The sequence below is a fragment of the Mesorhizobium sp. B2-5-11 genome (assembly GCF_006440835.1).
Taxonomy (GTDB): domain Bacteria; phylum Pseudomonadota; class Alphaproteobacteria; order Rhizobiales; family Rhizobiaceae; genus Mesorhizobium.
In genome coordinates this window covers 940,759-966,840 of the sequence record NZ_VFUK01000001.1, presented here as the reverse complement: position 1 = coordinate 966,840, position 26,082 = coordinate 940,759, and the positions used below count along the sequence as shown (strand labels likewise).

Sequence of the window (26,082 nt, the reverse complement as noted above, 5' to 3'; positions counted from 1 at the left end):
AACCCCCGGCGCCATCACTCATCCAACGGGCACGTGCCGTCGATATGGTAGAGCGGCAAATATGAGGACTATCGCCTTCACTTCGCCGACCCGCCGCGACGAAGGCGTTCGTTGACCATTTTGGCGGAGACATGTTCGATCGCAAAAATCCGAAATGTTTGGCGCCGCACAGCGACAGAGTGGCTCACTAGCGACATGCTGTCGCGGCCATTTCCGTCACCACAAGTTTCTCGAAGTGTGAAAGATTTGTGACAAATGTCTGGTCAAACGCGTTGGATCGCATTAAAGGCGCATTAAACAGCAACCGCGCGCAGAGCCGATGGGGAGTATGGGCCTTTGTACAAGATGAGACTGACAGCTTCACTTGGGATGCTATATTTATTGAGTCTGACGGTGTCGGCTCACGCATATCTCGACCCGGGCACCGGGAGCATGCTGCTGCAGGGCTTGATTGCAGGTGTCGCGGCGGGCACCACCGTGTTAACCATCTATTACAATCGCCTCAAACTGCTGTTGGCGCGCATTTTCGGTAAGAATCGTACAGACCGGAAATGAAAGGTTCAGGACTAGTTTTTGAGGATGGATCGTTCCGAGATCCTTCCGGGTCGGTCTTTGTTTCCGATGGCCGGGTTTTCCGCACAGTGACCGACCAGGGCAAAGCGAGCTATGAGGCCGCCCGGGATGCGGGCATCCTGCTACGTTACGCCGAGCTGGATAAAATAGTCCGGACCAGTGAGGTCGCCCCCGCAGATTGGCCCGAGGTCGTAGGAAAACCAGCTTACGTGTTGGAACACGGAGCGATACCATTCGTGAGCTATCCCTACGAATGGTCTTTCGGTGCGTTGAAGGCAGCAGCCCTGCATCATCTTGACCTGCAAATACAACTATTGACCGAGAATTTTGTCCTTTCTGACGCAAGCGCCTACAATGTGCAGTTCGTTGGCTCCAAGCCCATCTTCATCGATATCCTCTCTGTTAGGCCATATCGGGACGGGGAGTATTGGACGGGTCACAGACAATTCTGCGAGCAGTTTCTTAATCCGCTGCTTCTCCGAGCTGTGAAGGGAATCGCCCACAATTCATGGTTCAGGGGTGCGCTGGAGGGCATTTCCACCCGCGATTTTGCTCGCTTGCTGACATTTTCTGAGCGATTTTCGTGGAACATGTTGACCCACGTCACGCTGCAAAGTCGCCTTGAACAGAGCTCCGTGAATGATCCCAGCAACGCTGTCAAAAGGGTTAGCCGAAGCAGAAAGCTACCGCGGGCGGGGTATCACGGCATTTTATCCCAATTGCGCCGGTGGATCGCACGTCTAGAGCCGGCCGACACCGGCAAGACTGTGTGGGGCGCATACGCGAGTATGAACACCTACTCCAGTCAAGAGGCCTCGACAAAGCGGCAAATGATCCACGATTTCGCGGCATCCGGCCAAGTCGCCACCGCAATCGATCTGGGCTGCAATACTGGCGACTTTTCGGTCGCCGCTTTGGAGGGTGGCGCGAAAGCGGTAGTTGGCTTCGATTTCGATCAGACCGCAGTCGACATCGGATTTTTGCGGGCCGCGTCAGCTAAAATGAACTTTCTTCCGTTGTGGCTGGATGCTGCGAACCCCAGCCCTGATCAAGGATGGGCTCAGAAGGAACGAAAGGGTTTCTCGTCGAGATTCAGAGCTGATGCGGTTCTTGCTCTCGCTTTTGAGCACCATCTTGCCATTGGCAGAAACGTGCCTTTGCACCAGGCCGTCAAATGGATTGTTGACGTTGCTCCCACCGGCATAATCGAGTTCGTCCCCAAGGATGATCCAACAATTCGACAGATGCTTGCTCTTCGAGAGGATATCTTCCCCGATTATAGCCCTTCTTCGTTCGAATGCGCACTTACGTCCGTTTCCCGCATTGCGAAGAAACAAACAGTGTCGGCCACCGGCCGTACACTTTATCAATTCGATAGGCGATGAAATAAAAAGAGATGGTACTTTATCGGATATTTTCGAATGAGTATTAACGCCAATCGCATTGTTAGAATTTCGACGGCATTTCTTGCCTTACTGTTTCCAATATTAGTCCTTTTCGTTTTTTTTCCGTTGGAGCTTTATGCGAAAAACGCCAAGGAATTGGGGTATGATATTTGGCTCCCCACTATTTTCTTTTATGGCGGCGCATTTATCTTGATATTTGTATGCGCTCTAACCTTGTTCGGAATTCGGGATTTCATAAAAAAGGCGTATTTGCTTCTAGGGGCCTTCGTATTACTCGCCGACGTTTTTGCCCCCGTTCAGCTGAGTCGCTTAGATGGCGCAGCATTCACAAGCCCGGAGCCCATCTCCATCACTGCGGTAGAAGTTGCTATCTTGGTCGCGCTGTTGGCGGTGGGTGCAGTTACGACTCTAGGCACGCTGGTTCGGGTTTTTGCCATCCTGTCGATCGCGTTAATTGCCGGATTGGCCACTGTCGCTGCGGGCCTGCCGGTGCCACCGGCTGAAACCGAAAACTCTCCTAAATCCGGCTTGTCTATAAATGGCCGCTCGGACCTTCCAAATATATATCACTTTCATCTCGATGAGATGCAGTCAGATTTTGCACTTGCCGCGATCGAAGAGATGAATGACCGGAGCATTTTTCGCGGGTTTACGTTTATGCGCCGGAATATTTCAAATTATCCTTATACGTTGTCGTCGGTTGCGAGCTATCTGACCGGCACCATATTTCGGAATGGAAGCTTTCCCGCCTGGAGGGCGGCCTTCGATCAAGGATTGCTGAAAGATCTTCGGACGGATGGTTACGCAGTTGATGTTGTGGGGCTTCCGGAGATATTGCAGACAAATGTTGCAGATGTATTTTTCACGCCAGAGCAGATCACCAAGTACCAATACTCGCTCAAACACCCGCAAATTGTCGAATTTTCTGGATTATTGTTTGCAAAATTGTTTCCAAATTTCTTGACAAATGAGGCCTTGGGGTGGGGACACTCGGCCGGCGAGCGGATTAGCGCAGTATTTGAGCGCAAAGCGGAAAGCTACATCCCGAAGACCGTAGAACAAGGCGTCCATCCATTTCAGGCTGTTGTGGGGATGAAATATCTGATCGCGAATGAACAGCGGTTTGCCGCACGCGGTAGATACACATTGTTCCAAGCGATCCTTCCTCATGGCCCCTACGTGCTCGATGCAAATTGCATGGTCGATCCCGAACGTGCGGCGGTCGGGGTCCAGGCTGCCTATAGGTCTCAGGCCAGTTGCGCCATGAAGCTTGTTGTGGAGTTCTTGCAAGAGCTCAAGCGACTGGACCGCTATGACGACGCCATTATCGTCATACAATCTGACCACGGGTCCGGGTGGGCAGGCTTTTTGAATGGACTCGGTGGCTCAGAGATGAGTCCGCCGTATCACTCCGGCATCACCGCATTTGGAGGCACCACCGCAGCATTTGAAAGCAGGTCGATGGCAACCCTCATGATTAAGCCCTCTCAATCGGACTCTGATTTTGCGGTATCTGACGGAGAATCGCAGTTGATCGACGTCTATCCCACAATAATGGACGCGATCGGGCACCAGCCTAACCGACCTCACGATGGTCTGAGTTTGTTGCCCTGCCTAACAGGATCCTGTGAAAGCATCCGCGTGCGCCCGCAAAAATTCTTTGTCTATCCGCACGATGGGGGCATTTCTCCGCTGCTAGCCAATACCGTAGTGTTCACGGCCGGACATGCAGTCTTCACACAAACCGAGACTATACCGGTGCCGTAGCGGTTGAACCGCTTGAATATCGCGATGCGTCCCCCCTCGGCCCGCCCGGTTCATGGACGTTGGGCGTTCCGGTGCGGTCGAGGCCAACGCCGCGCCAGCGGCGCTTCGATCGAGGCGATCTCGGCCAAGATGGCCAATTCAATCGACCAGAACAAGGCGCTCCAGAAGACGTACATGCCGGTCAATCTGGTAGCCGTCTGCGCAGCCCGACGTAGGGGCAGGAAACTGCTCGGCCAGGAACGGAATGAATACGAAAAGTTGAAACTCTCCGGAAAATGAGAGTTGAAACTTTTTCAAGGGGCGGTAGCTAACCCCTTGAAACTAATGGCGCGAGTGACGGGGCTCGAACCCGCGACCTCCGGCGTGACAGGCCGGCACTCTAACCAACTGAGCTACACCCGCGCATTGACGAGCACGTGTCAGCCGTGTTCGTCGTTGGGCGCTGGATAAGGGGTTCGCCACCGGGTGTCAAGCGCACGAAACCATCATAACATCAAACTGGAGAAGGTTTTTTGACAGCCGGCGTTTTGTTCGCAAATACGGCCCGCAACCACGGCGTCCCACACTCATTTGGCCTTGCGAAGCTGGTCCCGACCGCTTAAAGGTCCGGCCCGGAGCGGGCGATTAGCTCAGTTGGTAGAGCGCTTCGTTTACACCGAAGATGTCGGCGGTTCGAGCCCGTCATCGCCCACCATTCAGGCGCCTTTCATTCAAAACGCCTCAGCCCCTTGCCAGCAGCGCCTCGACCTCGTGCAAGTCCGGCATGGACGGCGCGGTGCCTGGCCTCGTCACCGAAATGCCCGCAACGGCGCAGGCAAAGCGCACGGCTTGCAGGGGCTCCATCCCACGCGACAGCGCGGCGGCCAGGCCGCCATTGAAGGCATCGCCGGCTCCCGTGGTCTCGACCACCGGGCCGGCGCTGACGGCGGCGACATGTTCGGACCGATCCCTCGTGTGCAGCAATGCGCCTTTCTCTCCCAACGTGACGATGACGGCGCCGGCGCCCTTTTCGAGCAGCTTGCCGGCGGCTGCGCGGGCGTCATCGACAGAGGCGACCTTCATGCCGGTCAACTCCTCCGTCTCCGTCTCGTTGGGCGTGAGGTAGTCGCAGAGCGAATAGATGCGGTCGGGGAGCCTGGCCGCTGGAGCCGGGTTGAGGATGGTCGTCACCCCTGCCCCGCGCGCGATCTCCAACGCCCGCAGCGCCGCCTCGATGGGCTGTTCGAGTTGCGTCACGAAGACGCCGGCACCACGAATCAGGGCGGCATTGGCCTCGATGTCGTCGGGCGAGATCAGCATCGCCGCGCCGGGGCTGACGATGATGGCGTTGTTGCCGGTGCCCTCCTCGACGAAAATATAGGCAGCGCCCGTATAGCTGTCGGGCGTGTCGATCACGGCATTCTTCACGCCGGCGTCCTTCCAGGTGCGCTTGGCCATGTCGGCGAAGGCATCGACGCCGAGGCGCGTGAGGAAGGTTGCATCGGCGCCGAGCTTACCGGCCGCAACCGCCTGGTTCGAACCCTTGCCGCCGGGACCGAGGGTGAAGGACGTTCCGAGGATCGTCTCGCCCATGCGCGGCTGCCGCGCGGCGCGATAGGCCGTGTCGGCGACAAAGACTCCGAGGATGACGATCGGCTTGCCGGCCAGCATGCCGCTACTCCGCATCCGGCGGGACCACGCCCTTGCGGAAGGCAAAACAGCCGTAGAACCGGCGCTCGCCGGTCTGGATGACGCAGTAAGCCTGCTTGGCGCGCTCGTAGAAAGCGTAGCGCTCGACCGGCAGCATCGGCCATGGCTTGCCCTCGGCGGCGTCGATCTCCTTTTGCACTTCCTGCTGAACGGGCGGGATCTCGTCCGGCTTGCCGACGATCTCCATGCGCGCGGCTGAATCGTCGACGAATGTATCCAGCGGGTAGAGCGACAGCACCGCCTTCACGACTTGCGCCGCCGGCGCGTCGATGCGCAGCAGCCGCCCGAGCGCCGTCTGGCGCGCCACCGAATCGGAGGGGAAGTTGGTGTCGGCGATAATCAGGTCGTCGCCGTGTCCCATCGCCCGCAATGCCTGGAGCACGTCGGCATTGAGGAGCGGATTGATCCCTTTGAGCATGATATTCCTCGTGAAATGAGTTTGAGATCAGAGACGCCTGCCGGTCTCGGCATCGAACAGATGGATGTGGTCGAGCCGCGGCCTGAGCTTGAGCGTATCGCCGGGCTTGAAGTCGTGGCGTTCGCGGAACAGCGCCACCATCTCGCCGTCCCCGAAACGCAGGAAGACCAGGGTTTCCGAGCCAGTCGGCTCGACCACCGAAATCTTGGCAGGCACGCCATCGGCATGAATCTCGAGATGCTCCGGCCGCACGCCATAGACGACGGCGCGCCCTTCCTCCGCAGCGCTGCCGGGCGCGACCGGGAACAGAGCGCCGGCGATGTCGACACCGCCCTTGCGCGCGACGCCCTTGAGCAGGTTCATCGACGGAGAGCCAATGAAGCCGGCGACAAACAAGTTGGCAGGCCGGTCGAACAGTTCTAGCGGTGCGCCGACCTGTTCAATGCGGCCGTCGCGCATCACCACGATCTTGTCGGCCATGGTCATGGCTTCGATCTGGTCATGCGTGACATAGATGGTGGTGGTCTTCAGCCGCTGGTGCAGTTCCTTGATCTCGGTGCGCATCTGCACACGCAGCTTGGCGTCGAGATTTGAGAGCGGCTCGTCAAACAGGAACACCTGCGGGTTGCGCACGATGGCGCGGCCCATGGCGACGCGCTGGCGCTGGCCGCCGGAAAGCTGCCGGGGATAGCGTTTCAGATAAGGGTTGAGGTCGAGGATGTCGGCGGCGCGCTTGACCCGCTCGGCAACCACGGCCGGATCGGTTTTGCGCAGCTTGAGCGCAAAGGCCATGTTCTGCTCGACTGTCTTGTGCGGATAGAGCGCATAGTTCTGGAACACCATGGCGATGTCGCGCTTGGCCGGCGGCAAGTGGTTGACCACACGGTCGCCGATGGCGATCGTGCCGCCGGAGACGGTCTCCAGCCCCGCCACCATTCTCAGCAGCGTGGACTTGCCGCAACCCGAAGGACCGACCAGCACCACGAATTGGCCGTCAGATATATCGACGCTGACTTCGTGCAGAACCTTGACGGTTCCAAACGCCTTGGCCACTTTGCTGATCGCGACTTGAGCCATATCTCCCCCATCGGCTCCATTGCCGTATGCGCAGAAGCTAACCAACGCGACCTGCCAGGGCAAGCCGGTCTCTTCCCGACAAAAACCCGGTCTCGTTGACACGGCGTTTGGTTGCGAGAATAGTGACGGGCGCTGGTCCGAATACCGGTCGCCCGAACCAAAAAAACGGAACTTCAATCGAGCAGGTGGGGTCCTGCATCGTTCGTTTCCGAACCGGGAGAATCGTTTGGCGCTCCAGCGCCTGAGAAATTTGGCCGCATTCACAACAGATATTCTGGGAGGAACATCGATGAAAACAGGTCTCTACGAAACGCTGGTCCGCGCGGGGGCAACCCGACGCGACATATTGAAGGGCGCGGCCTCGATGGCCGCGATCGCTGCCACATCCGGCGCCGGGCTCGGCGCCCTCACGCGCCCGGCCTCCGCCGCCAGCGAGCTGCGCTCGAAAATCCTGCAGATCCCCGGCGTGGGCAAGGGTCAGCCGACCGACGCCGACTTCCAGAAGGTCGGCGAGCTCTGCCTCGAGGCGACCAAGGCCAATGTCAAGGAAGGCGAATTCGCCGGCGTCGAGCTTACCTTCATGGGTCTCAACAACCAGAACCTGCACAATGTGCTGTTCCGCGGCTTCCTGAAGCCCTGGGAAACCTATACCGGCGCCAAGATCAACTGGATCGATCTGGCGCAGGCCGACTACAATGCCCGTCTGCAGCAGTCGATCGCCACCGGCACGGTCGACTTCGACATCATCGAGATGGGCGCGCCGTTCGAGGGCGACGTCTGCGGCAAGGGCCTCACGTCCGAGATGCCCGACTGGGTCAAGACCCAGATCGATTTCGACGACCTCGTCAACTATCTGAAGCCGCCTGTCGGCACCTGGAACGGCAAGCAGTACCGCGTGACCGTCGACGGCGACGCGCATAATTTCAATTACCGCACCGATGTGTTTTCCGATGCCGACCTCGCCAAGGCCTGGAAGGACGGCGGCGGCGGCGGTGAATGGGGCGTGCCGAAGACCTGGCAGCAGGTCCAGGCTGTCACCAAGTTCCTCAAGGGCAAGCAGGTCAAGGGTCAGGACGTCTACGGCTATCTCGACGCGCCGAAACCCTGGGGCGGATTCGGCTTCTATTTCCTTGGCAGCCGCGCCACCGCCTACGCCAAGCACCCCGACGACAAGGCCTGGCTGTTCGACGCCGACACGATGAAGCCGCGCATCAACAATCCGGCCTGGGTGCGCGCTATACAGGACGTGATCGACGCGCTGCCTTCGGAGCCTGCCGACCAGATCAACGCCGATCCAAACACCACCGCCTTCCAGCAGTTCCTGGCCGGCACCGGCTCGATGGTCACCTGGTGGGGCGATGTCGGCTCGAACGTCAAGACCAACGACTCCTCCGTCGTGGGCGACGTCACCGGCTTCTCGATCCTGCCCGGCTCCGACGATGTCTACAACTCCAAGACCGGGCAGTGGGACAAACTCGCCAGCGGACCGAACTATGCGCCGAACTGCGCCTATCTCGGCTGGGGCGTATACGTCATGGCCCGCGTCGATAGCGACGAGAAGAAGAAGAAGGCGGCATGGTCCGCCGCCGCCCATCTCGGCGGCAAGGACCTGTCGATCTGGACGGCGATGTACCCGTCGGGCTTCCAGCCCTACCGCAACTCGCATTTCGACATTCCGGAATGGGTGGCGGCGGGCTATGACGAAGCCTTCATCACCTCCTATCTCAAGTCGGAATCGGACAGCTACAACCACCCGAACGCGGCGATCGAGCCACGCATTCCCGGCATCTTCCAATATTATTCAGCCGCCGAGGACATTCTGGCAAACACCTTCGCCGGCAAGATGAAGGCACAGGAAGGCGCAGACGCCATTGCCGCGGCCTGGGAGAAGCTGACCGACCAGATCGGCCGCGACAACCAGATCAAGCTCTACAAGGCCTCGCTCGGCCTGTAGGCAGGCGTTATGATGGATCACGGCCCGGCGGAACGTCGTCGCCGGGCCGTATCTTGGCCGGCTTCGGCCGGTCATTTGCGCAAAAGAGGCAAGAGGCGTGGCTGACCAGACTTCGACCACGAATGCGTGGCCGGCAAATTCCGTACCGACCGATCTGATCCCGCCCGGCCGCAAACGGCTTGGTTGGGCCCTGATGGCCGTCGCGACGCTCGGCCTTCTGGCAACGATCCTGGTGCAAATCCTCTACAAGAGCGAGGTCGACACGATCGGCTTCGAGACATGGCGGCCCGTGGTCTACGCCTATGTGCTGTGGGGCGTGGCACTCGGCGTCGGCCAGGTGCTGACGCGCGGCGAAGACGGCCAGCGGGCGCTGTTCCTGCTGCCGGCGCTGCTGTTCACCATCGCCATGGTGATCTTCCCGACCCTGTTCGGCTTCTACATCGCGCTGACCGACTGGAACCTGAGTTCGTTCTCGGGCCGCAAGTTCAACGGGCTCGACAATTTCTGGCAGATGCTCGGCGATCCCTATTATCGCAACGCGCTGTTCAACATGGTGCTCTATGTGCTGGCGGTGCTGGTCGAATATGTCATCGCCTTCGGCCTGGCGCTGCTGCTCAACGCGCAGATCCGGGCGCGCAAATTCTTCCGCGTCGTCTTCCTGATGCCGCTGATGCTGTCGCCGGTCGCGGTCTCGTGGATGATTGGCAAATCGCTGATGGAGTACCGGTTCGGGCCGGCGGCGACGCTGGCCCGCCACCTCGGCTGGGACAACCCCGCTTTCTTCTCCAACCCGATCACCGCCCGTATCTCGATCATGATGCTCGACGCCTGGACCTTCATCCCCTTCATGATGATCATGCTGCTTGCCGGCCTGCAGGCGATGTCGCGCGAGGTGCTGGAGGCCGCGCGCGTCGACGGCGCCACGGCCTGGCAAACCTTCTGGCAGGTCACCTTCCCGCTGATGCTGCCGGTGTCGGTGACCGCCGTCGTGTTGCGCATCATCTTCAAGCTGAAACTGGCAGACATCATCATCACGGTCACTTCGGGTGGTCCCGGCGGCGCCACCGATTCCGTGTCGAGCTTTATTTATCGCGAGTACCGGGACCGTTCCAATGTCGGCTACGGCACGATGCTGGCGATGGCCTATCTCGTCATCATCGTGGTGTTCGTGACCTGGCTGCTGAAGGTCGCCAACCGCTTCGTGCGCAATGTGAACTAGTGCGGCAGGGATCATGAGCGTTCATCCCACCGACTATACCGTCTCCGAAATCCGCTCACCGGCGAGCTTCATCACCAGCCGCGTCTTCATCTATGGCGCGCTTGTGTTCTGGGCCTTCATCTGCCTCTTTCCGATCTACTGGACGATCACGACCTCGTTCAAGTCGGCGGTAGACGTGACCCAGGGGCATCTGATCCCCTTCGTCGACTTCCAGCCGGACTGGAAGGGCTGGCGATCGCTTGGCCTGTCGCCGGATTCGATCTTCCAGACGTCGACCGTCCGCGACGAATTCTTCAAGCGCTTCATGAATTCGGTCATCACTTCGGTCGGCGCGTCGAGCCTCGCCATCGTCATCGGCAGCCTCGCCGCCTACGGCCTCACGCGCTACCGCTATCACTTCGCCTGGTTCAAGAACGAGGACATTTCCTTCTTCTTCCTGTCGCAGCTCATCCTGCCGCCGGTCGTGCTCGCACTGCCGTTCCTGGTGCTTTACCGCGAAGTCGGACTGCTCGACACGCGCATCGGGCTGATCCTGCTCTACACGCTGATGGTGCTGCCGATCGTCATCTGGATCATGCGCGACCAGTTCAATTCCATCCCGGTCGAGCTCGAGGAAGCGGCCCTCGTCGACGGGTTGTCGATCTGGGGCGCGTTCTTTCGCATCGTCATGCCGATCGCCCTGCCCGGCATGGTCGCGGCTTTCATCCTGGCGATGGTGCTGTGCTGGAACGAGTATTTCTTCGCCGCCCTTTTGACCTCGACCGACGCCAAGACAATTCCGGTCATGGTGGCGAGCCAGACCGGTTCGCAAGGCATCAACTGGTGGTCGATGGCAGCGCTTGCCACGGCGGCAATCGCGCCCTTGGCCGTCATCGGCATCGCGCTGGAGCGCTACCTGATCATGGGTATGACCGCGGGAGCGGTGAAATAGGCGGCGCCGTCCTTACCTTCTCCACAAGGGAGAAGGAGAACCGCGCTAGCCCCTCAGGATCGTGCGCAGGTGATCCATGATCATGGCAACGCCCTCTGCTCCGAGCGCAGCCGAGGCATCCGGAGCGCTGGCCGTATACCAGCTCGTATTGTCGGCGAAATGGCCGGCATCGACAGCCTCAGGGCATAGCGCCAGCATCAGCGAGGTCTCGCCGATGCCGGCATGATCGAACGGGTACTTGCCGTTCATCTCGGCCGGCATCAGCGGATGCACCTGCACCCAGTTGAAAAAATTGCTGCCCTCGGCATGCTCGGCATAGTAGGCGGCCATCGCCTCGGAGCCCCACCAGCCTTCACCTCGTTCCTTCTCAAGGAAGCGGAAGATCGCCTGACGTCCGGCGGCCTTGAAGGCGAGATCGGTCGGCATGCCGGCGGCGAAATTCTCGGTCTGGTGGTGGATTATGGCGTGGATGTTGCGAAAACCGATGCGCAGCAGGCTGTAGAACAGTTCCTCCGCGAAGGGCGCCAGTTGATTGCCGCCAACCTGCACCGAGCCTGTGCCCTCCGGCGGCGCCACGGCGTAGCTCGCCGCGCCGTAGTAGAAGGGCGGCAGGATGACGATCTCCCGCTCCTTCTCAAACAGCTCCAGCGTCTTGACGACCGCCAGCGTGTCCATGCCGACCGCCATGTGCTCGCCATGGTATTCGAGCACGCCGAGCGGCAGGGCGATCGGCCAGTTCTGGGCGATCGCCTTGCGGATCTGGTGCGGCAGCATCAACTCGTAGCGCATCGCACTACTCCATATTGGTGTGACGGGCCCGCATCGCCTCCGGCGAGGCCGCGGTCAGACCCCTGAGTTTCAGCACCATGACCTCGAACAGCAGGAACAGCGCGCCTTCGAACACCGATCCCATCGGCAGGACCGATGTTTTTTGCGGACCCTGGTCGTCGGCCATGGTCTGCGCCGGCACGAGCAGCGTGAAGTCGGCCAAGCGCGCTGCACTGCCGCCGGGCTGAGCGGTCAGAAGCAGAACCGTCGCGCCGGCCTAGCGCGCCACCTGCATCAGGGTTAGCACGGTCGCGGTTTCTCCAGGCCCGGAACTGACCAGGAAGATATCGCCCTGCCCCACGGGCGGCGTGGCCATGTCGCCGACCACCGACACCGGGAGGCCCAGATGATGGAGGCGCATGGCGAAGCCCTTGACCTGCAAGGCCTCGCGGCCGCAGCCATAGACGACGATCTGGCGTGCTCCTGCAAGTATCTCGCAGGCGGCATCGATCCGGCCGTCGTCGACGCGCGCCAGCACAGTGCCGAGCTCGTCCAGAGCGGTCCTGAACATCTGCGAGCCCCCATCGCTCACGACGGTGCCGTCCAACGATCCGAGGTCGAAGAAGAGTGGAAATTCCCGGTCACGTCTCTCCCCGAACAGCTTGTTTTTATTCATGCTATCACCGCCAAAATCCGTGTCCAACGCCCCTGCGCGCTTTTGCTGTGCCACGAGCGTGATAGTGTCATGTCAGACAAATCAATGAGGCAAACGGCAGGATATGAAGACACGGCATTTCGACCGCATCGGCAATGGCGGCATCAGCTTCACCGAACTCGGCTTCGGCACGGCGCCGCTCGGCAACCTCTACCGCGCGGTCTCCGACGAGGACGCCAATGCGACGCTGGAGGCTGCATGGGCGACCGGCTGCCGCTATTACGACACCGCGCCGCTCTATGGGCTTGGCTTGTCGGAGACGCGGCTCAACCCCTTCCTGCGCGGCAAGAAGCGCGACGACTACGTGCTGTCGAGCAAGGTCGGCCGCATCATGCGCGCCTGTCCGCCGCAAGAGCGCACCGGCATCGGCAAGTTCTTCGACACGCCGTCGCGCAAGGAGGTCTACGACTACAGCTATGACGGCGTGATGCGCTCCTTCGAAGCGTCCCTGGAACGGCTCGGCGTCGACCGCATCGACATTCTGTTCGTGCACGACGTCGACATCTTCACCCATGGCAGCAAGGAAGCGTCCGACCAGCGCATAGAGGAGTTTATGCGCTCCGGCTATTACGGGCTGCTTGCCTTGCGCGACCAGGGCGTCATCAAGGCCTTCGGTGGCGGCATCAACGAATGGCAGGTTGCCCAGACATTGGCCGAGCGCGGTGATTTCGATCTGTTCCTGCTCGCCGGCCGCTATACGCTGCTCGAGCAGGAGGCGCTGACATCCTTCCTGCCGCTCTGCCAGAAGCGCGGCATCGGCATCGTTTTGGGCGGCCCCTACAATTCCGGAATCCTGGCCACGGGGCCGAAGCCGGGTGCCTTCTACAACTACACCGAAGCGCCGCGGGACGTGCTCGACCGGGTGGCGCGCATCGAGGCGGTCTGCCGACGGCATGACGTGCGCTTGATCGAAGCAGCGCTGCAGTTCCCGTTGCTGCATCCGTCCGTCGTGTCGGTGATCCCCGGTGGCCAGCGGCCAAGCGAGGTCGAAAGCAATCGGTCACTGCTCGATGCGAGACTGCCGGCGGCACTCTGGGCCGACCTGAAGAAGGACGGCCTGATGCGGGCGGACGCGCCGACCGGGTAGCTCGCAATCACGAACCTATCGACCAGTAGGAGCGCAAAAGAAAAGCCGGGGCTTGCCCGGCTTTTCTGATATTTTGAAATTTAAAAAAGGCGCTTAATTGACGGCGTCCTTGAGACCCTTGCCGGCCGAGAACTTCGGCACGGTGCGCGCCGGGATCTTTACTTCGGCGCCGGTCTGAGGGTTGCGGCCGGTCGAGGCTGCGCGCTTTGACACGGTGAAATTGCCAAAGCCGACAAGCCGGACATCGCCGCCCTTCTTCAGTTCGCCGGTGATGACGGAGAATACCGCATCGACAGCCGACTGCGCGTCACCCTTCGAAATGCTCGCGGCGTCGGCAACAGCGGACACCAGTTCGTTCTTGTTCATAAAAATTCCCTTCCATGAGAACACCGGAACTCACGACTCATCCGGCAGGAAACGGACTTTAGAAAGAAGCGCTCGCGCAACCAAGTCGAAAAGCCGGGAAAGAATGGAAAAAAGCCCGGAATTCCGGGGTTTTTCACATGAAAAAGCCGGGCGCGAGGCCCGGCTTTCTGTTTGTGCGCCGCAACTTTAGCAAGAACTAATGCGCAAGCGACTTTCCGGCGTCATCCGCAGTGTCCGTCGCGGCAGGAGGATTGACCGGTTCGACCCATTCGATTGGCTCCGGCATACGCACCAACGCGTGGCGCAACGCCTCGCCGACCCGCGAGACCGGGATGATTTCCATACCGTTCTTCACGTTGTCAGGAATATCCGCCAGATCCTTGGCGTTGTCTTCCGGGATCAGCACTTTCTTGATGCCGCCGCGCAGTGCGGCAAGCAACTTCTCCTTCAGACCGCCGATCGGCAGCACCCTGCCGCGCAGCGTGATCTCGCCGGTCATGGCGACATCGGCCCTGACCGGAATGCCGGTCAGCACGGAGACGATCGCGGTCGCCATCGCCACACCGGCCGACGGCCCATCCTTGGGCGTGGCACCCTCCGGCACGTGGACGTGGATGTCGCGCTTGTCGAACAGCGGCGGCTCGATGCCGAAATCGAGAGCGCGCGAGCGGACATAGGAGGCCGCCGCCGAAATCGATTCCTTCATCACGTCGCGCAGATTGCCGGTCACCGTCATGCGGCCCTTGCCGGGCATCATGACGCCTTCGACCGTCAGCAGCTCGCCGCCGACTTCCGTCCAGGCAAGTCCGGTGATGACGCCGACCTGGTCGTCTGCCTCGACCTGACCGAAGCGGAAGCGCGGAACACCGAGATAATCGGCGAGATTGTCCGCCGTGATGTTCACAGTCTTCTTCTTCGTCTTCAGGATCTCGGTCACCGCCTTGCGCCCGAGCTTCATCAGCTCGCGCTCCAGGCTCCTGACGCCCGCTTCACGGGTGTAGGTCTGGATGATGGCGCGGATCGCGTCCTCACTGACGGAGAACTCCTTCGGCTGCAGCGCGTGATCGCGCACCACCTTCGGCAGCAAATGCCGCTTGGCGATCTCGATCTTCTCGTCCTCGGTGTAGCCGGCGATACGGATGATTTCCATGCGGTCCATCAAGGGCGCAGGGATGTTCAGCGTGTTCGCCGTCGTCACGAACATCACACTCGACAGGTCGTACTCGACCTCCAGATAGTGGTCCATGAACGTCGAGTTCTGCTCGGGGTCGAGCACCTCCAGCAAAGCCGACGACGGATCGCCGCGGAAATCCTGGCCCATCTTGTCGATCTCGTCGAGCAGGAAGAGCGGATTGGATTTCTTCGCCTTCTTCATCGACTGGATGACCTTGCCGGGCATCGAGCCGATATAGGTGCGCCGGTGGCCGCGGATCTCGGCCTCGTCACGCACGCCGCCCAGCGCCATGCGGATGAACTCGCGGCCGGTCGCCTTGGCGATCGACTTGCCGAGCGAGGTCTTGCCGACGCCGGGAGGGCCGACGAGGCACAGGATGGGCCCCTTGAGCTTCTTCTGGCGGCTTTGCACGGCGAGATACTCGACGATACGGTCCTTGACCTTGTCGAGACCGAAATGGTCGGTGTCGAGCACGTTCTGCGCGAACGCCAGGTCCTGCTTGACCTTGGAGTTCTTGCCCCACGGAATCGACAGGATCCAGTCGAGATAATTACGCACCACGGTGGATTCCGCCGACATAGGCGACATCGTCCTCAGCTTCTTCAATTCGGCTTCCGCCTTTTCGCGAGCCTCCTTGGAGAGCTTGGTCTTCTTGATGCGGGCCTCGATCTCGGCGGCCTCGTCGCGGCCATCCTCGCCTTCGCCGAGCTCCTTCTGGATCGCCTTCATCTGCTCGTTGAGGTAGTATTCGCGCTGCGTCTTCTCCATCTGGCGCTTGACGCGCGAGCGGATGCGCTTCTCCACCTGCAGGACGGAGATTTCGGCCTCCATGAAGCCCATCGCCTTTTCCAGCCGCTCCTTGACCGAGAGCGTGGCCAGCATCTCCTGCTTTTCGGGGATCTTGATGGCGAGGTGCGAAGCGACCGTGTCGGCGAGCTTGGAATAGTCGTCGATCTGGCTGGCGGCACCAACCACCTCGGGCGAGATCTTCTTGTTGAGCTTGACGTAGTTCTCGAAGTCGGTGACGACCGAACGAGCCAGCGCCTCGACCTCAACCTCTTCCTCTTCCGGCTCGACCAGCGCGGTGGCGCGGGCCTCATGGAAGTCGGGACGGTCGGTGAAGGCGGTGATTTTCGCGCGCGAGGCGCCTTCGACCAGCACCTTGACGGTGCCGTCGGGCAGCTTCAGCAATTGCAGCACGTTGGCGAGCGTGCCGATATCAAAGATGGCATCGGGCTCCGGATCGTCATCGGCGGCATTCATCTGGGTGGCGAGCAGGATCTGCTTTTCCTGACCCATCACCTCTTCCAGCGCCTTGATCGACTTTTCACGCCCGACAAAGAGCGGAACGATCATGTGCGGGAACACCACGATGTCGCGCAGTGGGAGGACTGCGAAGACGCCGTCGCTGGGAGCCTTGGTTATTTTGGCCATTGTCCAACCTTTCATGTCGCGGCCGCCAATCGGCCAACCGCGAATCTTATATTAACGACCGGGGATCGTTCCGCCTACCACCGTTGTGACGGGAGTTTTACAGCACAGAAATCGGGCACCTCGGCCTTCTCGTGTTAGGTGGATGCAGGAGGGCCAAAGATCAAGAGTTAACATCGCCGGCGTTCCATTCCCTCGCGAAGGTCGCATGCCTCTCATGGCAAAACGGCGCCCCGAGGGCGCCGTTCCACAAAAATATGGGTTCAAGTGGCATGTCAGGCGCTGACATTGCCCTTCTTTTCCTTCTGTTCGGAATAGATGTAGAGCGGCCGGGCACTGCCGGTCACCACTTCTTCCGAAATCACCACTTCGCGCACGCCTTCGAGCGCCGGCAGTTCGAACATGGTGTCGAGCAGGATCGCTTCCATGATGGAGCGCAGGCCACGCGCGCCGGTCTTGCGCTCGATGGCGCGCTTGGCGATCGCAGACAATGCGTTCTCGTGGAAGGTCAGGTCGACATTCTCCATCTCGAACAGCCGCTGGTATTGCTTGACCAGTGCGTTCTTCGGTTCGGTCAGGATCTGGATCAGCGCCGGCTCGTCGAGGTCTTCCAGCGTCGCCAGGACCGGCAGACGGCCGACAAACTCGGGAATGAGGCCGAACTTCAAGAGATCCTCTGGCTCCACAAGGCGGAAGACATCGCCGGTGCGGCGATCCTCGGGCGATGCCACGGTGGCGCCGAAGCCGATCGAGGTCTTGCGGCCACGATCCGATATGATTTTGTCCAACCCGGCGAAGGCGCCGCCGCAGATAAACAGGATGTTGGCGGTGTCGACCTGCAGGAACTCCTGTTGTGGATGTTTCCTGCCGCCCTGTGGCGGTACCGAGGCGACAGTGCCTTCCATGATCTTCAACAGCGCCTGCTGCACGCCCTCGCCCGACACGTCGCGGGTGATGGAGGGGTTATCGGACTTGCGCGAGATCTTGTCGATCTCGTCGATGTAGACGATGCCGCGCTGGGCGCGTTCGACATTGTAGTCGGCCGACTGCAACAGCTTCAGGATGATGTTCTCGACGTCCTCGCCGACATAGCCGGCCTCGGTCAGCGTCGTGGCATCGGCCATGGTGAAGGGCACGTCGATGATGCGGGCGAGCGTCTGCGCCAGCAGCGTCTTGCCGCAACCGGTTGGGCCGATCAACAGGATGTTGGACTTGGCCAGTTCGACATCGTTGTTCTTGCCGGCATGGGCGAGGCGCTTATAGTGATTGTGGACGGCCACCGAGAGCACGCGCTTGGCGTAGGGCTGGCCGATAACGTAGTCGTCGAGAACCTTGAGGATCTCCTGCGGGGTCGGCACACCCTCGCGCGACTTCACCATCGAGGTCTTGTTCTCCTCGCGGATGATGTCCATGCACAGCTCGACGCATTCGTCGCAGATGAAGACCGTCGGGCCGGCGATCAGCTTGCGCACCTCATGCTGGCTTTTGCCGCAAAACGAGCAATAAAGCGTGTTCTTGGAATCGCCGCTGTTGTTGCCGACTTTGCTCATTTTCATGTCCTTTCATGGCCGCCCGCCGATGGTCTGGCTGAAAGGGCGCATACTCTATTTATCGCGGGAATCCGCCGCCGCCAGTATCCCGGCTCCCGCAACGTATTCCGTACGAAACACAAATCAGAAAACGTGGCAATGATTCGCAGCAACCCCACACAAAGCTAAGCCGTCGAAAATCAACATAGCCTTAACGTAGGCAATCCCGATCGTCGAGGGAACAGCCAATTGTGGCCGAAATGCCGCAAGACGCGCCAAAAGCGCGTGATGCCGCCATCCAACTGCCAATATGCCGTTATGCCAGCGCCCCTTCGGCCGCTTCGCGCGACGAAATGACCTTGTCGATCAGGCCGAAGTCCTTGGCCTCGTCCGCGGTCATGAAATGGTCACGGTCGAGCGTCTTTTCAATCTCGTCGTAGCTCTTGCCGGTGTGCTTGACGTACACCTCGTTGAGGCGGCGCTTCAGTTTAATGATGTCCTGGGCATGACGCTCGATGTCGGACGCCTGGCCCTGGAAGCCGCCGGACGGCTGGTGAACCATGATGCGGGCGTTCGGCGTGGCGAAGCGCATGTCCTTGTGGCCGGCGGTCAGGAGCAGCGAGCCCATGGAGGCCGCCTGGCCGATGCACAGCGTCGACACGGCCGGCTTGATGAATTGCATGGTGTCGTAGATGGCCATGCCCGAGGTGACGACGCCACCGGGCGAATTGATGTAGAGGTTGATTTCCTTCTTCGGATTCTCGGCTTCCAGGAACAGAAGCTGCGCGCAGACCAGCGTCGCCATGCCGTCCTCGACCGGACCGGTGATGAAAATGATGCGCTCCTTGAGGAGGCGCGAGAAAATGTCGTAGGCCCGCTCGCCGCGATTGGTCTGTTCGACCACCATCGGAACGAGGTTCATGTAGGTTTCGACGGGGTTCTTCATTCGTTATCTCTTGTCTCGCGGTGGGATTCCGGCGCCGGACATGCTGGCAACTCGGGCAGAATCGGTTCTGGATCGTTATTGTGTAAATAGGATGCCGGCTCATCCTTGTGCAAGGCCGACCCCTCCTAGCCATCTGGGTAAGTCGAATCAAGCTTTCCAGGCGAGATTCGCAGCGGCGGGCGCTTCCGCCGGCTCGCGACGGCACCTGCGGCCGAAGACAGGTAGCAGTTTCTTAACCGCATCACTTAACGAAATGCGCCGAAACTGCTTTTCTCGCGGACCGCTTCCCCTACAATTCAACGTTGAACTTGTGTCCACGGTTCAACAGGGGGAACGTTATGTCCAGGAAAACCGCATGCTTCGCCATGGCCGGGCTGACCATGCTCGGCTCGATTTCGCAGACGGCGGCCGGCGGCCGCGCCGTCGAATGCTATGAGCCGGTCCAAACGCCTGATGTCTATGACACCGTGTACGAGGACGTGATGATCAGTCCGCCCAGCCAGCAGGTCGATTATGAAGCGCCGATCTACGGCACGCGCGAGCGCGTGGTGATGACGGTTCCGGCACAGGTGACCTATGAGGTGGTGCCCGCAATCACCCGCACCGTCTACCACACAGTCAAGGTCGACGATGGCGGCTATTCCTGGGAATGGCGCGTCATCCACGGCCGCAAGGTGCTGTGCAAGGTACGGCACAAGGCGCGCTATGAACGCGTCGCCGAAACGGTGGTGATCCGGCCGGAGCGCACGAGGCGCACCGTCATCCCGGCGCAATATGACAGGATCGCCGAGGAGGTGCTGGTGCGACCGGAGCAGCGGCGCGTCATCGGCATTCCCGCCGCCTACCAGACCGTCGCGCGGCGCGTGCTGGTGCGCGAAGGCTCATCCGGCTGGCGGCGCGTGCATATTCCCAGGCATTGCCAGGACTGAATTCAGGCGATTTCGGCTCGCAACCAACGTTTCAGGCCGGCAATATCGCCATCATCGACAGCCGCCGCCACGCGCCGGCCGACCGCCGCGCCGAACTTGTAGCCATGGCCCGAGCAGGCCGAGACGATCAGGCATTTGCCCGTCTCATGCGCCAGGAATTTCTCATCGTCCGTGAATGTATAGGCGCAGGTGACCACTTCGGTCACCACATACTCCTCGATGCGGGCGATCGGCGGCGAAAACAGGTTGCGAATCGCCTCGCCCTCGCCCGGCACCGGCTGCCGGTTCCAGTCGGCGTCGCTGGTCGGCACCCTGTGCAGGCCTGAACCGAACTTCATGCCGGCACCTCGGGTCAGCGGGATCATGTAACCGTCGGTCTTGCCACCTACATCGAGGACCACGGGCGCAACTTCCCAGACGGCCTTGAGGTCCGCCGGCGGTTCGACATAGGCGAGCGCGGTTCGGTACGTCTTCAGTTCGCCGCCGAGTTCGGGGAACAGTTTCAGCACCCAGGCGCCCGCAGCGACGACGATGCGGTCGGCCTGCATCGTCTCGCCGGACGCGAGCACGATATGCCCTGCCTCGGCGTCAACTGCCGTCACCTTGCTGTTCCCGTAGACGTTGGCGCCGTTGGCGCGCAGCCACTTGGCCAGGCCGGACGCGATCTTGCGGCAATGCAGCGCGCCTCCTTCCGGCGAAAAATAGGCGTAGCGGAACGAGCCCGGCTCCAGGAAAGGCCAGCGTTCGACCGCGGCATCAGGTTCCAGCAGGTCGAACGGATAGTTTCCCTCCTCCAGCCCTTCCCGGTATTCCTCGGCTTCGTCGCCCGGCTCGCGCGAGACGCAGAGGAAGCCCCTGGAATCGAGATGGTTCTCGCCGAGGTCGGCCCACATTTCGTCCCAGGCTTCATAGGCCTCGCTGATCAGCCGGCCGTAGCCGGTCCCGGCCCGGTAGGCACGGCGAATGATGCGGTGATGGTCGCCGGATGCCGCCAACGGATTGGGGATCGGCCCCTGCTCGACGATGGAAACGCTATGGCCAGCCTTGACCAGCGACCATGCGGTGGAGAGACCGGCGATGCCCGCGCCGACAACGATCACATTCATCAAATCAGACTTTCCGCAGCCGTTGCGGCTGGCTCAACGCATTGGATTGCGGCCGCCAACATACGGTCTGGAACCAGGCTGGCAAGCCGCGCTATTGGTCTGGCATGACCAAATCGACGCCATCCTACCTCGCCTTTGATCCAGCGACCCGTCACCTGAGGCTTGACCCGCACGAGCGCGCTTTCTTCCAGGATCCGTACGAGGCCTATGCGTTCCTGCACGATGCATCGAATGCCTTTTTCTGGGAAGAATTCGGATTCTGGTGCTTTGGCGGCTTCGACGACGTCAACAAGCTGTTGCGCGACCGCCGCTTCGGCCGCCAGAACCCGGCGGGCATTCCCGACAGTCGTGGCATCGGCCGGGATAGAACACATCTCAAGGCATTCGACGGCATCGAAGCCAATTCCATGCTGGAACTGGAGCCGCCGGTACACACGCGGCTTCGAACACTGGTCAACCGCGCCTTCGTGTCGCGCCAGGTCGAGCGGCTGCGGCCGCGCGTGGAGGCACTCGCCAACGAACTGATCGATCGTTTCGAGCCGGGCAAGCAAGTCGACCTGCTGCCCGCCTTCGCTTCTCCCCTGCCCATCACCATCATCGCCGAGATGCTCGGCGTGCCGGTCGAAATGGGACCGCAACTGCTCGACTGGTCACATCGAATGGTCGCCATGTACGTGCATGGCCGCACTCGCGAGACCGAGGAGACGGCCAATCGCGCGGCTCAGGATTTCGCCGATTTCCTGCGCGGCACCATCGCCAAACGGCGCAAAAATCCCGGTGACGACCTGCTGTCGCTGCTGATCTCGGCGCAGGAGGGCGGCCAAAAATTGTCGGAAGACGAAATGGTGTCCTCGGCGATCCTGCTGCTCAATGCCGGCCACGAAGCGACCGTGCACCAGACCGGCAATGCGGTGCGCTCGATCTTGGCGCAAGGCGGCGACCCGCGCCGTTTCTTCACCTCAGCCGAGGCAACAGCGGCCGCTGTCGAAGAATGCCTGCGCTTCGACGCGCCGTTGCACATGTTCACCCGCTACGCCTACCAGGAGATCGAAATCGCTCCCGGGATCGTCGTGCCGCCCGGCCAGACGATCGGTCTGCTGCTTGGCATGGCCAACCATGACCCTCATGCCTTTGCCGAGCCGCGGGCCTTCCGGCCGGGTCGTGTCGACCAGAAGAACGTGTCGTTCGGCGCCGGCATCCATTTCTGCATCGGCGCGCCCCTGGCCAGGCTCGAATTGCAGGTGTCGCTGAAAACATTGTTCGAGCGGCACCCAAAGCTTCGTCTTGCCGAAAGCCCAAGCTTCCGCGACACGTATCACTTCCACGGGCTGGAAGCGCTCACCGTCGGCTTCTGAAGGAGCGCAGGCCTGAGCTGTGAGCTGCGCGCAGTAAAGGATCACAGCCTGATCACATACTCCTTGCGGGTGGTTTCAAGCACTTCCCAGCTTCCCTTAAAGCCAGGTCGCAGCACGAAGCTGTCGCCGGCCCTGACGGTGCGCGCTTCGCCACCCTCCTCTTCGATCACCGAAACGCCGGAAAGGATGTGACAGAATTCCCATTCGTCGTAGACGATGCGCCACTTGCCCGGAGTCGATTCCCAGATACCGGCATAAAGACCGCCTTCGCGCTCCTCGACGTTCCAGGTGCGGAATTTCGGATCGCCCGAGATCAGGCGATCGGGCGCCGGCGCGCCTTCTTCGGCGTCGACAGAATCCGTCGATATCGTCAGGTAATGCTCGGACAGGATTTGCCTCCATGAAGAACCGGCCTCGGGCCGGCTCGCCTTACCCCGGCGTTTTGCGCCGACCCTCCCACGAGGGGGAGGATAGATCAAACTTTGGCGAGTGCCTGTTCGAGGTCGGCGACGATGTCGGTGACGTCCTCGATGCCGATGGACAGCCGCACCGTGTCCGGTCTCGCACCCGCCTTGACCTTCTGCTCGTCGGACAGCTGTCGGTGCGTGGTCGACGCCGGATGGATGACCAACGACTTGGTGTCACCGACATTGGCCAAGTGCGAGAACAACTCCAACGCTTCAACGAATTTGACGCCGGCCTCGTAACCGCCCTTGAGGCCGAAGGTGAAGACCGCGCCGGCGCCTTGCGGCGAGTATTTCTTTTGCAGGGCGTTGTTCTTGTCGCTGGGAAGGCCGGGATAGTTGACCCAGGCCACCTTGGGATGGTTGGACAGCCAGCCCGCGACGGTGATCGCATTGTCGCAATGGCGCTGCATGCGCAGCGGCAAGGTTTCGAGGCCTGTCAAAATGAGAAAGGCGTTGAACGGCGAAATCGCCGGGCCGAGATCGCGCAGGCCAAGCACGCGCGCGGCGATGGCGAAGGCGAAATTGCCGAAGGTTTCGTGCAGCACCAGGCCGCCATATTCGGGGCGCGGTTCCGACAGCATCGGGTACTTCCCTGATTTCGACCAGTCGAACGTGCCGCCATCGACGATGGCGCCGCCGATCGAGTTGCCGTGACCGCCAATGAACTTGGTCAGCGAATGGACGACAATGTCGGCGCCGTGCTCGATCGGCCGGATCAGGTAGGGCGAGGCCAGGGTGTTGTCGACGATCAGCGGCAGGCCATGCTTACGCGCGATGTCGCCGATCTTCTCGATGTCGACGAAGGTGCCGCCGGGATTGGCCAGACTCTCGATGAAGATCGCCTTGGTCTTGTCATCGATCTGGCTCTCGAAGGTTGACGGATCGTTCGCTTCGGCCCAGCGCACCTCCCAGCCAAAGTTCTTGAAGGCATGGCCGAACTGGTTGATCGAACCGCCATAGAGCTTGTTGGCGGCAACGAAATTGTCGCCCGGCTGCAACAGATTGTGGAACACGATTACCTGGGCGGCGTGGCCGGACGCCACCGCAAGGGCGGCCGTGCCGCCCTCGAGCGCCGCTATGCGTTCTTCGAGCACCGCCTGCGTCGGGTTCATGATGCGGGTGTAGATGTTGCCGAAGGCCTTCAGCCCGAACAGCGAGGCAGCATGATTGGCGTCGTCGAAAACAAAGGAGGTCGTCTGGTAGATCGGCGTGGCGCGTGCGCCGGTGGCCGGATCGGGCTTGGCGCCGGCATGGACGGCGAGCGTGTTGAAACCGGGCGTGCGGGTCACTGAAACCTCCCTCGAAAAAACTTCTGAAATTCGCCGGCCATTCTTGGCCAAGCTCAACCACGAATGCAAAGAAGAAAATACCCTTCGGCGTGTCATCTTCGACCAGGCAGCAGGAAAATACGGCTCCTGCCGGAATAATTTTGCGCCTTCCCCTTGTCTATTTTTGCCGCACGCCGAAACTCTGGAATCCCGACCGCATCAGCGGCTTCTTCGACGACAGCACACCGGAATTGACCCCGGTCCAGCCGATCTCGCCGGACAGCTTGCCATATTCGATCTTGGGGCAGCGGTTCATCACCACCTTAACGCCGGCGGCTTCGGCGCGTGCGGCGGCTTCGTCGTGGCGCACGCCGAGTTGCATCCAGATCACTTTCGGCAGGGGATCGAGCTTCAGTACCTGGTCGACAACGCCGGCCACCGCCGCCGAGGCGCGAAAGATGTCGACCATGTCGATGGGCTGGGCAATCTCGGCAAGGCTGCCATAGACCGTACGGCCGAGTATCTCCTTGCCAGCATGGCCCGGATTGATGGGGAACACCTCAAACCCCTTGGCCAGCAGGTATTTCAACACGAAATAGCTTGGACGAACGTCGTTGGCGGACGCGCCGACCATGGCGATGGTCTTCACCGAATTGAGGATGCCGGCGATGTAGGCGTTGTCATAGCTATCGTGATTCATGGCTCGTCCTCATACAACGCCTCGGCGAGAAAGCCATCAGGATCACTGCTGAAATCGCGCATCATGCGGAAGTGGTCCGTATCACGAAAATCGGTCGAATCTAGCCCGAACCGGCTGATGCGGAACAGCCGCGCGCCTGGACAGGCCATCAGCAGCGGCGAATGCGTCGCCATGATCACTTGCGCAGTGCCCGACCGATCCATGCGCCGCAGCATCTTGAGAAGTTCGATCTGGCGCGATGGAGACAGCGCACTTTCGGGCTCGTCGAGGATGTAGATGCCTTGCCTGCGGCAACGTTCCTCGAAGAAGCGGATGAACCCTTCGCCATGCGACCAGGACAGAAAGTCGGGCGGAGGTGGCTTGAACGGATCTTCCAGGGCCACCTGGTCAAGATAGCGAGCCACCGAGTAGAAGGATTCGGCGCGAAAGAACCAGCCGGCGGTGACTTTTGGCAACCAATGGCCACGGAAGGTATCTGCCAGCGCGGCACCACTCCTGTCGATGGCGCCGGAATGGTCGACAGGCCGGTAGCCCTTGCCGCCTCCGGCTTCGTCGTAACCGGCGAGCGCGCCGATCGCCTCGAGCAATGTCGATTTGCCGGTGCCGTTCTCACCGACGATGATGGTAATTGGTGTGGTGAATTCGAGTTCGAAGGCGTGACCGCGAAACAGCGGCAGGTTCCACGGGTATTTTTCCCAATCGGTCACCCGCTCGGAATCGAGCAGAATGCGCTTGAGATAGGGCGCCTTGAGCCGCGTCAACTGCCTGCGGTGAGCCATCAATCGGGCAGCGAGATCGTACCGTCTTCCGCGATCGGAAAGGCCGGGTTGTGCGCCACTTCCCAGACATGTCCGTCGGCATCGGCGAAATAGCCGTACCAGCCGCCCCAGAAGGCACGGCCTGCCGGCTTGACGATGCGGCCGCCGGCCTCTTCAGCCATCGCAAGCACCGCGTCGACTTCGGCATCGGAGCGGGTGTTGTAGGCGAGATAGACGGCGGAAGGCGCCTTGGCGAAGGTGATGCCGGAATCCTCCTCGGCGCTGACGCGCGGGAACAGGCCGAGTATAACACCACCCATCTGGAAGAAGGCGACGCCATCGGTGATGCCGGCATGACGCTTCAGGCCCATCGTCTCGTAGAAGCGCACCGCACGATCGAGATCGTCGGTGGCGATGGTGATGATGGAGATGCGCGGCTCCATGACTTT

Annotated in this window: 24 protein-coding genes, 2 tRNA genes and 1 pseudogene; 11 read left to right on the top strand and 16 right to left on the bottom strand. The window is 60.8% G+C overall.

All coding sequences use genetic code 11. The features are described from left to right. Positions 1–432 precede the first annotated feature (432 nt). The 4 genes from FJ490_RS33495 to FJ490_RS32585 all read left to right on the top strand — a co-directional run bounded on the left by FJ490_RS33495 (position 433) and on the right by FJ490_RS32585 (position 4,025). A complete protein-coding gene (locus FJ490_RS33495) occupies positions 433–555 on the top strand; it encodes a hypothetical protein (protein WP_281406007.1) in 123 nt (40 codons plus the stop codon). Further along, positions 552–1,958 carry a class I SAM-dependent methyltransferase gene (locus tag FJ490_RS04840; RefSeq protein ID WP_140522018.1) on the top strand — a complete coding sequence of 469 codons (1,407 nt, stop codon included), beginning with the start codon at positions 552–554 and terminating at the stop codon, positions 1,956–1,958. Before FJ490_RS33495 ends, FJ490_RS04840 begins: the two co-directional genes overlap by 4 nt. A 36-nt stretch (positions 1,959–1,994) precedes the next feature. Further along, the gene (locus tag FJ490_RS04835; RefSeq protein WP_140522016.1) at positions 1,995–3,746 is read left to right on the top strand and encodes a sulfatase-like hydrolase/transferase; all 1,752 of its coding nucleotides are present in this window, start codon (positions 1,995–1,997) and stop codon (positions 3,744–3,746) included. Positions 3,747–3,875: 129 nt separating this feature from the next. Then, positions 3,876–4,025, top strand: a complete 150-nt coding sequence (locus FJ490_RS32585) for a hypothetical protein (RefSeq protein WP_181165118.1) — start codon at positions 3,876–3,878, stop codon at positions 4,023–4,025. 46 nt (positions 4,026–4,071) lie between these two features. On the opposite strand, the gene FJ490_RS04830 is transcribed toward FJ490_RS32585, so the two are convergent. Beyond that, a tRNA-Asp gene (locus FJ490_RS04830) sits at positions 4,072–4,148 on the bottom strand. A 216-nt stretch (positions 4,149–4,364) separates the two neighbouring features. Here FJ490_RS04830 and FJ490_RS04825 point away from each other — a divergent pair. Continuing rightward, positions 4,365–4,440: transfer RNA gene (locus FJ490_RS04825), tRNA-Val, on the top strand. A 26-nt stretch (positions 4,441–4,466) separates the two neighbouring features. Here the strand turns inward: FJ490_RS04825 and rbsK are convergent. From rbsK to ugpC, 3 genes are read right to left on the bottom strand one after another with little or no spacing between them, the layout of a single operon-like run. Beyond that, positions 4,467–5,396: a ribokinase gene (rbsK, locus tag FJ490_RS04820; protein WP_140493918.1), complete on the bottom strand. Its 930-nt coding sequence runs from the start codon at positions 5,394–5,396 to the stop codon at positions 4,467–4,469. A 4-nt stretch (positions 5,397–5,400) separates the two neighbouring features. Then, on the bottom strand, positions 5,401–5,853 hold the full coding sequence (locus FJ490_RS04815; protein WP_140515764.1) for an RbsD/FucU family protein: 453 nt from the start codon (positions 5,851–5,853) through the stop codon (positions 5,401–5,403). A gap of 27 nt (positions 5,854–5,880) precedes the next feature. Next, a complete protein-coding gene (gene ugpC / locus FJ490_RS04810; RefSeq protein WP_140666775.1) occupies positions 5,881–6,930 on the bottom strand; it encodes a sn-glycerol-3-phosphate ABC transporter ATP-binding protein UgpC in 1,050 nt (349 codons plus the stop codon). A 289-nt stretch (positions 6,931–7,219) separates the two neighbouring features. Here ugpC and FJ490_RS04805 point away from each other — a divergent pair, with 289 nt between their 5' ends. The 3 genes from FJ490_RS04805 (at position 7,220) to FJ490_RS04795 (ending at position 11,034) form a co-directional block, all read left to right on the top strand. Further along, a complete protein-coding gene (locus FJ490_RS04805; RefSeq protein ID WP_140728271.1) occupies positions 7,220–8,884 on the top strand; it encodes a sugar ABC transporter substrate-binding protein in 1,665 nt (554 codons plus the stop codon). A 97-nt stretch (positions 8,885–8,981) separates the two neighbouring features. Next, on the top strand, positions 8,982–10,103 hold the full coding sequence (locus FJ490_RS04800; RefSeq protein ID WP_140521848.1) for a sugar ABC transporter permease: 1,122 nt from the start codon (positions 8,982–8,984) through the stop codon (positions 10,101–10,103). Positions 10,104–10,116: 13 nt separating this feature from the next. Further along, positions 10,117–11,034, top strand: coding sequence for a carbohydrate ABC transporter permease (locus FJ490_RS04795; RefSeq protein ID WP_140728270.1), 918 nt, complete (start codon positions 10,117–10,119; stop codon positions 11,032–11,034). 45 nt (positions 11,035–11,079) lie between these two features. Here the strand turns inward: FJ490_RS04795 and FJ490_RS04790 are convergent, their stop codons facing one another. Then, complete coding sequence (locus FJ490_RS04790; protein ID WP_140515756.1) at positions 11,080–11,823, bottom strand: creatininase family protein; 744 nt, start codon at positions 11,821–11,823, stop codon at positions 11,080–11,082. A gap of 4 nt (positions 11,824–11,827) precedes the next feature. Continuing rightward, positions 11,828–12,373, bottom strand: a pseudogene (locus tag FJ490_RS04785) (SIS domain-containing protein). Positions 12,374–12,581: 208 nt separating this feature from the next. Here FJ490_RS04785 and FJ490_RS04780 point away from each other — a divergent pair. After that, a complete protein-coding gene (locus FJ490_RS04780; RefSeq protein ID WP_140515754.1) occupies positions 12,582–13,604 on the top strand; it encodes an aldo/keto reductase in 1,023 nt (340 codons plus the stop codon). 93 nt (positions 13,605–13,697) lie between these two features. Here the strand turns inward: FJ490_RS04780 and FJ490_RS04775 are convergent, their stop codons facing one another. From FJ490_RS04775 to clpP, 4 genes are all read right to left on the bottom strand, one after another. After that, the gene (locus FJ490_RS04775) at positions 13,698–13,970 is read right to left on the bottom strand and encodes an HU family DNA-binding protein (RefSeq protein WP_006201846.1); all 273 of its coding nucleotides are present in this window, start codon (positions 13,968–13,970) and stop codon (positions 13,698–13,700) included. A gap of 196 nt (positions 13,971–14,166) precedes the next feature. After that, positions 14,167–16,578: an endopeptidase La gene (gene lon / locus FJ490_RS04770; protein WP_140493937.1), complete on the bottom strand. Its 2,412-nt coding sequence runs from the start codon at positions 16,576–16,578 to the stop codon at positions 14,167–14,169. Between the two features lie 272 nt (positions 16,579–16,850). After that, the gene (gene clpX, locus FJ490_RS04765; RefSeq protein ID WP_140493939.1) at positions 16,851–18,125 is read right to left on the bottom strand and encodes an ATP-dependent Clp protease ATP-binding subunit ClpX; all 1,275 of its coding nucleotides are present in this window, start codon (positions 18,123–18,125) and stop codon (positions 16,851–16,853) included. Between the two features lie 295 nt (positions 18,126–18,420). Continuing rightward, positions 18,421–19,050, bottom strand: coding sequence for an ATP-dependent Clp endopeptidase proteolytic subunit ClpP (gene clpP, locus FJ490_RS04760; protein ID WP_027028064.1), 630 nt, complete (start codon positions 19,048–19,050; stop codon positions 18,421–18,423). A gap of 338 nt (positions 19,051–19,388) precedes the next feature. Here clpP and FJ490_RS04755 point away from each other — a divergent pair, with 338 nt between their 5' ends. Continuing rightward, positions 19,389–19,979 carry a hypothetical protein gene (locus FJ490_RS04755; RefSeq protein WP_140556961.1) on the top strand — a complete coding sequence of 197 codons (591 nt, stop codon included), beginning with the start codon at positions 19,389–19,391 and terminating at the stop codon, positions 19,977–19,979. Positions 19,980–19,981: 2 nt separating this feature from the next. On the opposite strand, the gene FJ490_RS04750 is transcribed toward FJ490_RS04755, so the two are convergent. Continuing rightward, a complete protein-coding gene (locus FJ490_RS04750; protein WP_140728269.1) occupies positions 19,982–21,085 on the bottom strand; it encodes an FAD-dependent oxidoreductase in 1,104 nt (367 codons plus the stop codon). Between the two features lie 104 nt (positions 21,086–21,189). Between FJ490_RS04750 and FJ490_RS04745 the strand changes: the two genes are divergently transcribed. Continuing rightward, positions 21,190–22,440, top strand: coding sequence for a cytochrome P450 (locus FJ490_RS04745; RefSeq protein WP_140728268.1), 1,251 nt, complete (start codon positions 21,190–21,192; stop codon positions 22,438–22,440). Positions 22,441–22,481: 41 nt separating this feature from the next. On the opposite strand, the gene FJ490_RS04740 is transcribed toward FJ490_RS04745, so the two are convergent. From FJ490_RS04740 to FJ490_RS04720, 5 genes are all read right to left on the bottom strand, one after another. Then, on the bottom strand, positions 22,482–22,832 hold the full coding sequence (locus FJ490_RS04740; RefSeq protein ID WP_181165167.1) for a cupin domain-containing protein: 351 nt from the start codon (positions 22,830–22,832) through the stop codon (positions 22,482–22,484). Between the two features lie 83 nt (positions 22,833–22,915). Beyond that, the gene (locus FJ490_RS04735) at positions 22,916–24,196 is read right to left on the bottom strand and encodes an O-acetylhomoserine aminocarboxypropyltransferase (protein WP_140728267.1); all 1,281 of its coding nucleotides are present in this window, start codon (positions 24,194–24,196) and stop codon (positions 22,916–22,918) included. Between the two features lie 157 nt (positions 24,197–24,353). Then, a complete protein-coding gene (locus tag FJ490_RS04730; RefSeq protein WP_140521835.1) occupies positions 24,354–24,875 on the bottom strand; it encodes a CoA-binding protein in 522 nt (173 codons plus the stop codon). After that, positions 24,872–25,654, bottom strand: a complete 783-nt coding sequence (locus tag FJ490_RS04725) for an AAA family ATPase (protein ID WP_140521833.1) — start codon at positions 25,652–25,654, stop codon at positions 24,872–24,874. Before FJ490_RS04725 ends, FJ490_RS04730 begins: the two co-directional genes overlap by 4 nt. Then, positions 25,654–26,076 carry a VOC family protein gene (locus tag FJ490_RS04720; RefSeq protein ID WP_140521831.1) on the bottom strand — a complete coding sequence of 141 codons (423 nt, stop codon included), beginning with the start codon at positions 26,074–26,076 and terminating at the stop codon, positions 25,654–25,656. Before FJ490_RS04720 ends, FJ490_RS04725 begins: the two co-directional genes overlap by 1 nt. Positions 26,077–26,082 lie beyond the last annotated feature (6 nt).

Bases quoted from the DNA above. Each gene is read 5' to 3' on its own strand.
- clpP (WP_027028064.1), bottom strand. From the start codon at position 19,050: ATGAAGAACCCCGTCGAAACCTACATGAACCTCGTTCCGATGGTGGTC.
- FJ490_RS04815 (WP_140515764.1), bottom strand. From the start codon at position 5,853: ATGCTCAAAGGGATCAATCCGCTCCTCAATGCCGACGTGCTCCAGGCA.
- FJ490_RS04790 (WP_140515756.1), bottom strand. From the start codon at position 11,823: ATGCGCTACGAGTTGATGCTGCCGCACCAGATCCGCAAGGCGATCGCC.
- ugpC (WP_140666775.1), bottom strand. From the start codon at position 6,930: ATGGCTCAAGTCGCGATCAGCAAAGTGGCCAAGGCGTTTGGAACCGTC.
- FJ490_RS04725 (WP_140521833.1), bottom strand. From the start codon at position 25,654: ATGGCTCACCGCAGGCAGTTGACGCGGCTCAAGGCGCCCTATCTCAAG.
- FJ490_RS04805 (WP_140728271.1), top strand. From the start codon at position 7,220: ATGAAAACAGGTCTCTACGAAACGCTGGTCCGCGCGGGGGCAACCCGA.
- FJ490_RS04730 (WP_140521835.1), bottom strand. From the start codon at position 24,875: ATGAATCACGATAGCTATGACAACGCCTACATCGCCGGCATCCTCAAT.
- lon (WP_140493937.1), bottom strand. From the start codon at position 16,578: ATGGCCAAAATAACCAAGGCTCCCAGCGACGGCGTCTTCGCAGTCCTC.
- FJ490_RS04775 (WP_006201846.1), bottom strand. From the start codon at position 13,970: ATGAACAAGAACGAACTGGTGTCCGCTGTTGCCGACGCCGCGAGCATT.
- FJ490_RS04840 (WP_140522018.1), top strand. From the start codon at position 552: ATGAAAGGTTCAGGACTAGTTTTTGAGGATGGATCGTTCCGAGATCCT.
- FJ490_RS04755 (WP_140556961.1), top strand. From the start codon at position 19,389: ATGTCCAGGAAAACCGCATGCTTCGCCATGGCCGGGCTGACCATGCTC.
- rbsK (WP_140493918.1), bottom strand. From the start codon at position 5,396: ATGCTGGCCGGCAAGCCGATCGTCATCCTCGGAGTCTTTGTCGCCGAC.
- FJ490_RS04835 (WP_140522016.1), top strand. From the start codon at position 1,995: ATGAGTATTAACGCCAATCGCATTGTTAGAATTTCGACGGCATTTCTT.
- FJ490_RS04795 (WP_140728270.1), top strand. From the start codon at position 10,117: ATGAGCGTTCATCCCACCGACTATACCGTCTCCGAAATCCGCTCACCG.
- FJ490_RS04720 (WP_140521831.1), bottom strand. From the start codon at position 26,076: ATGGAGCCGCGCATCTCCATCATCACCATCGCCACCGACGATCTCGAT.
- FJ490_RS04780 (WP_140515754.1), top strand. From the start codon at position 12,582: ATGAAGACACGGCATTTCGACCGCATCGGCAATGGCGGCATCAGCTTC.
- FJ490_RS32585 (WP_181165118.1), top strand. From the start codon at position 3,876: ATGGCCAATTCAATCGACCAGAACAAGGCGCTCCAGAAGACGTACATG.
- FJ490_RS33495 (WP_281406007.1), top strand. From the start codon at position 433: ATGCTGCTGCAGGGCTTGATTGCAGGTGTCGCGGCGGGCACCACCGTG.
- FJ490_RS04750 (WP_140728269.1), bottom strand. From the start codon at position 21,085: ATGAATGTGATCGTTGTCGGCGCGGGCATCGCCGGTCTCTCCACCGCA.
- clpX (WP_140493939.1), bottom strand. From the start codon at position 18,125: ATGAGCAAAGTCGGCAACAACAGCGGCGATTCCAAGAACACGCTTTAT.
- FJ490_RS04745 (WP_140728268.1), top strand. From the start codon at position 21,190: ATGACCAAATCGACGCCATCCTACCTCGCCTTTGATCCAGCGACCCGT.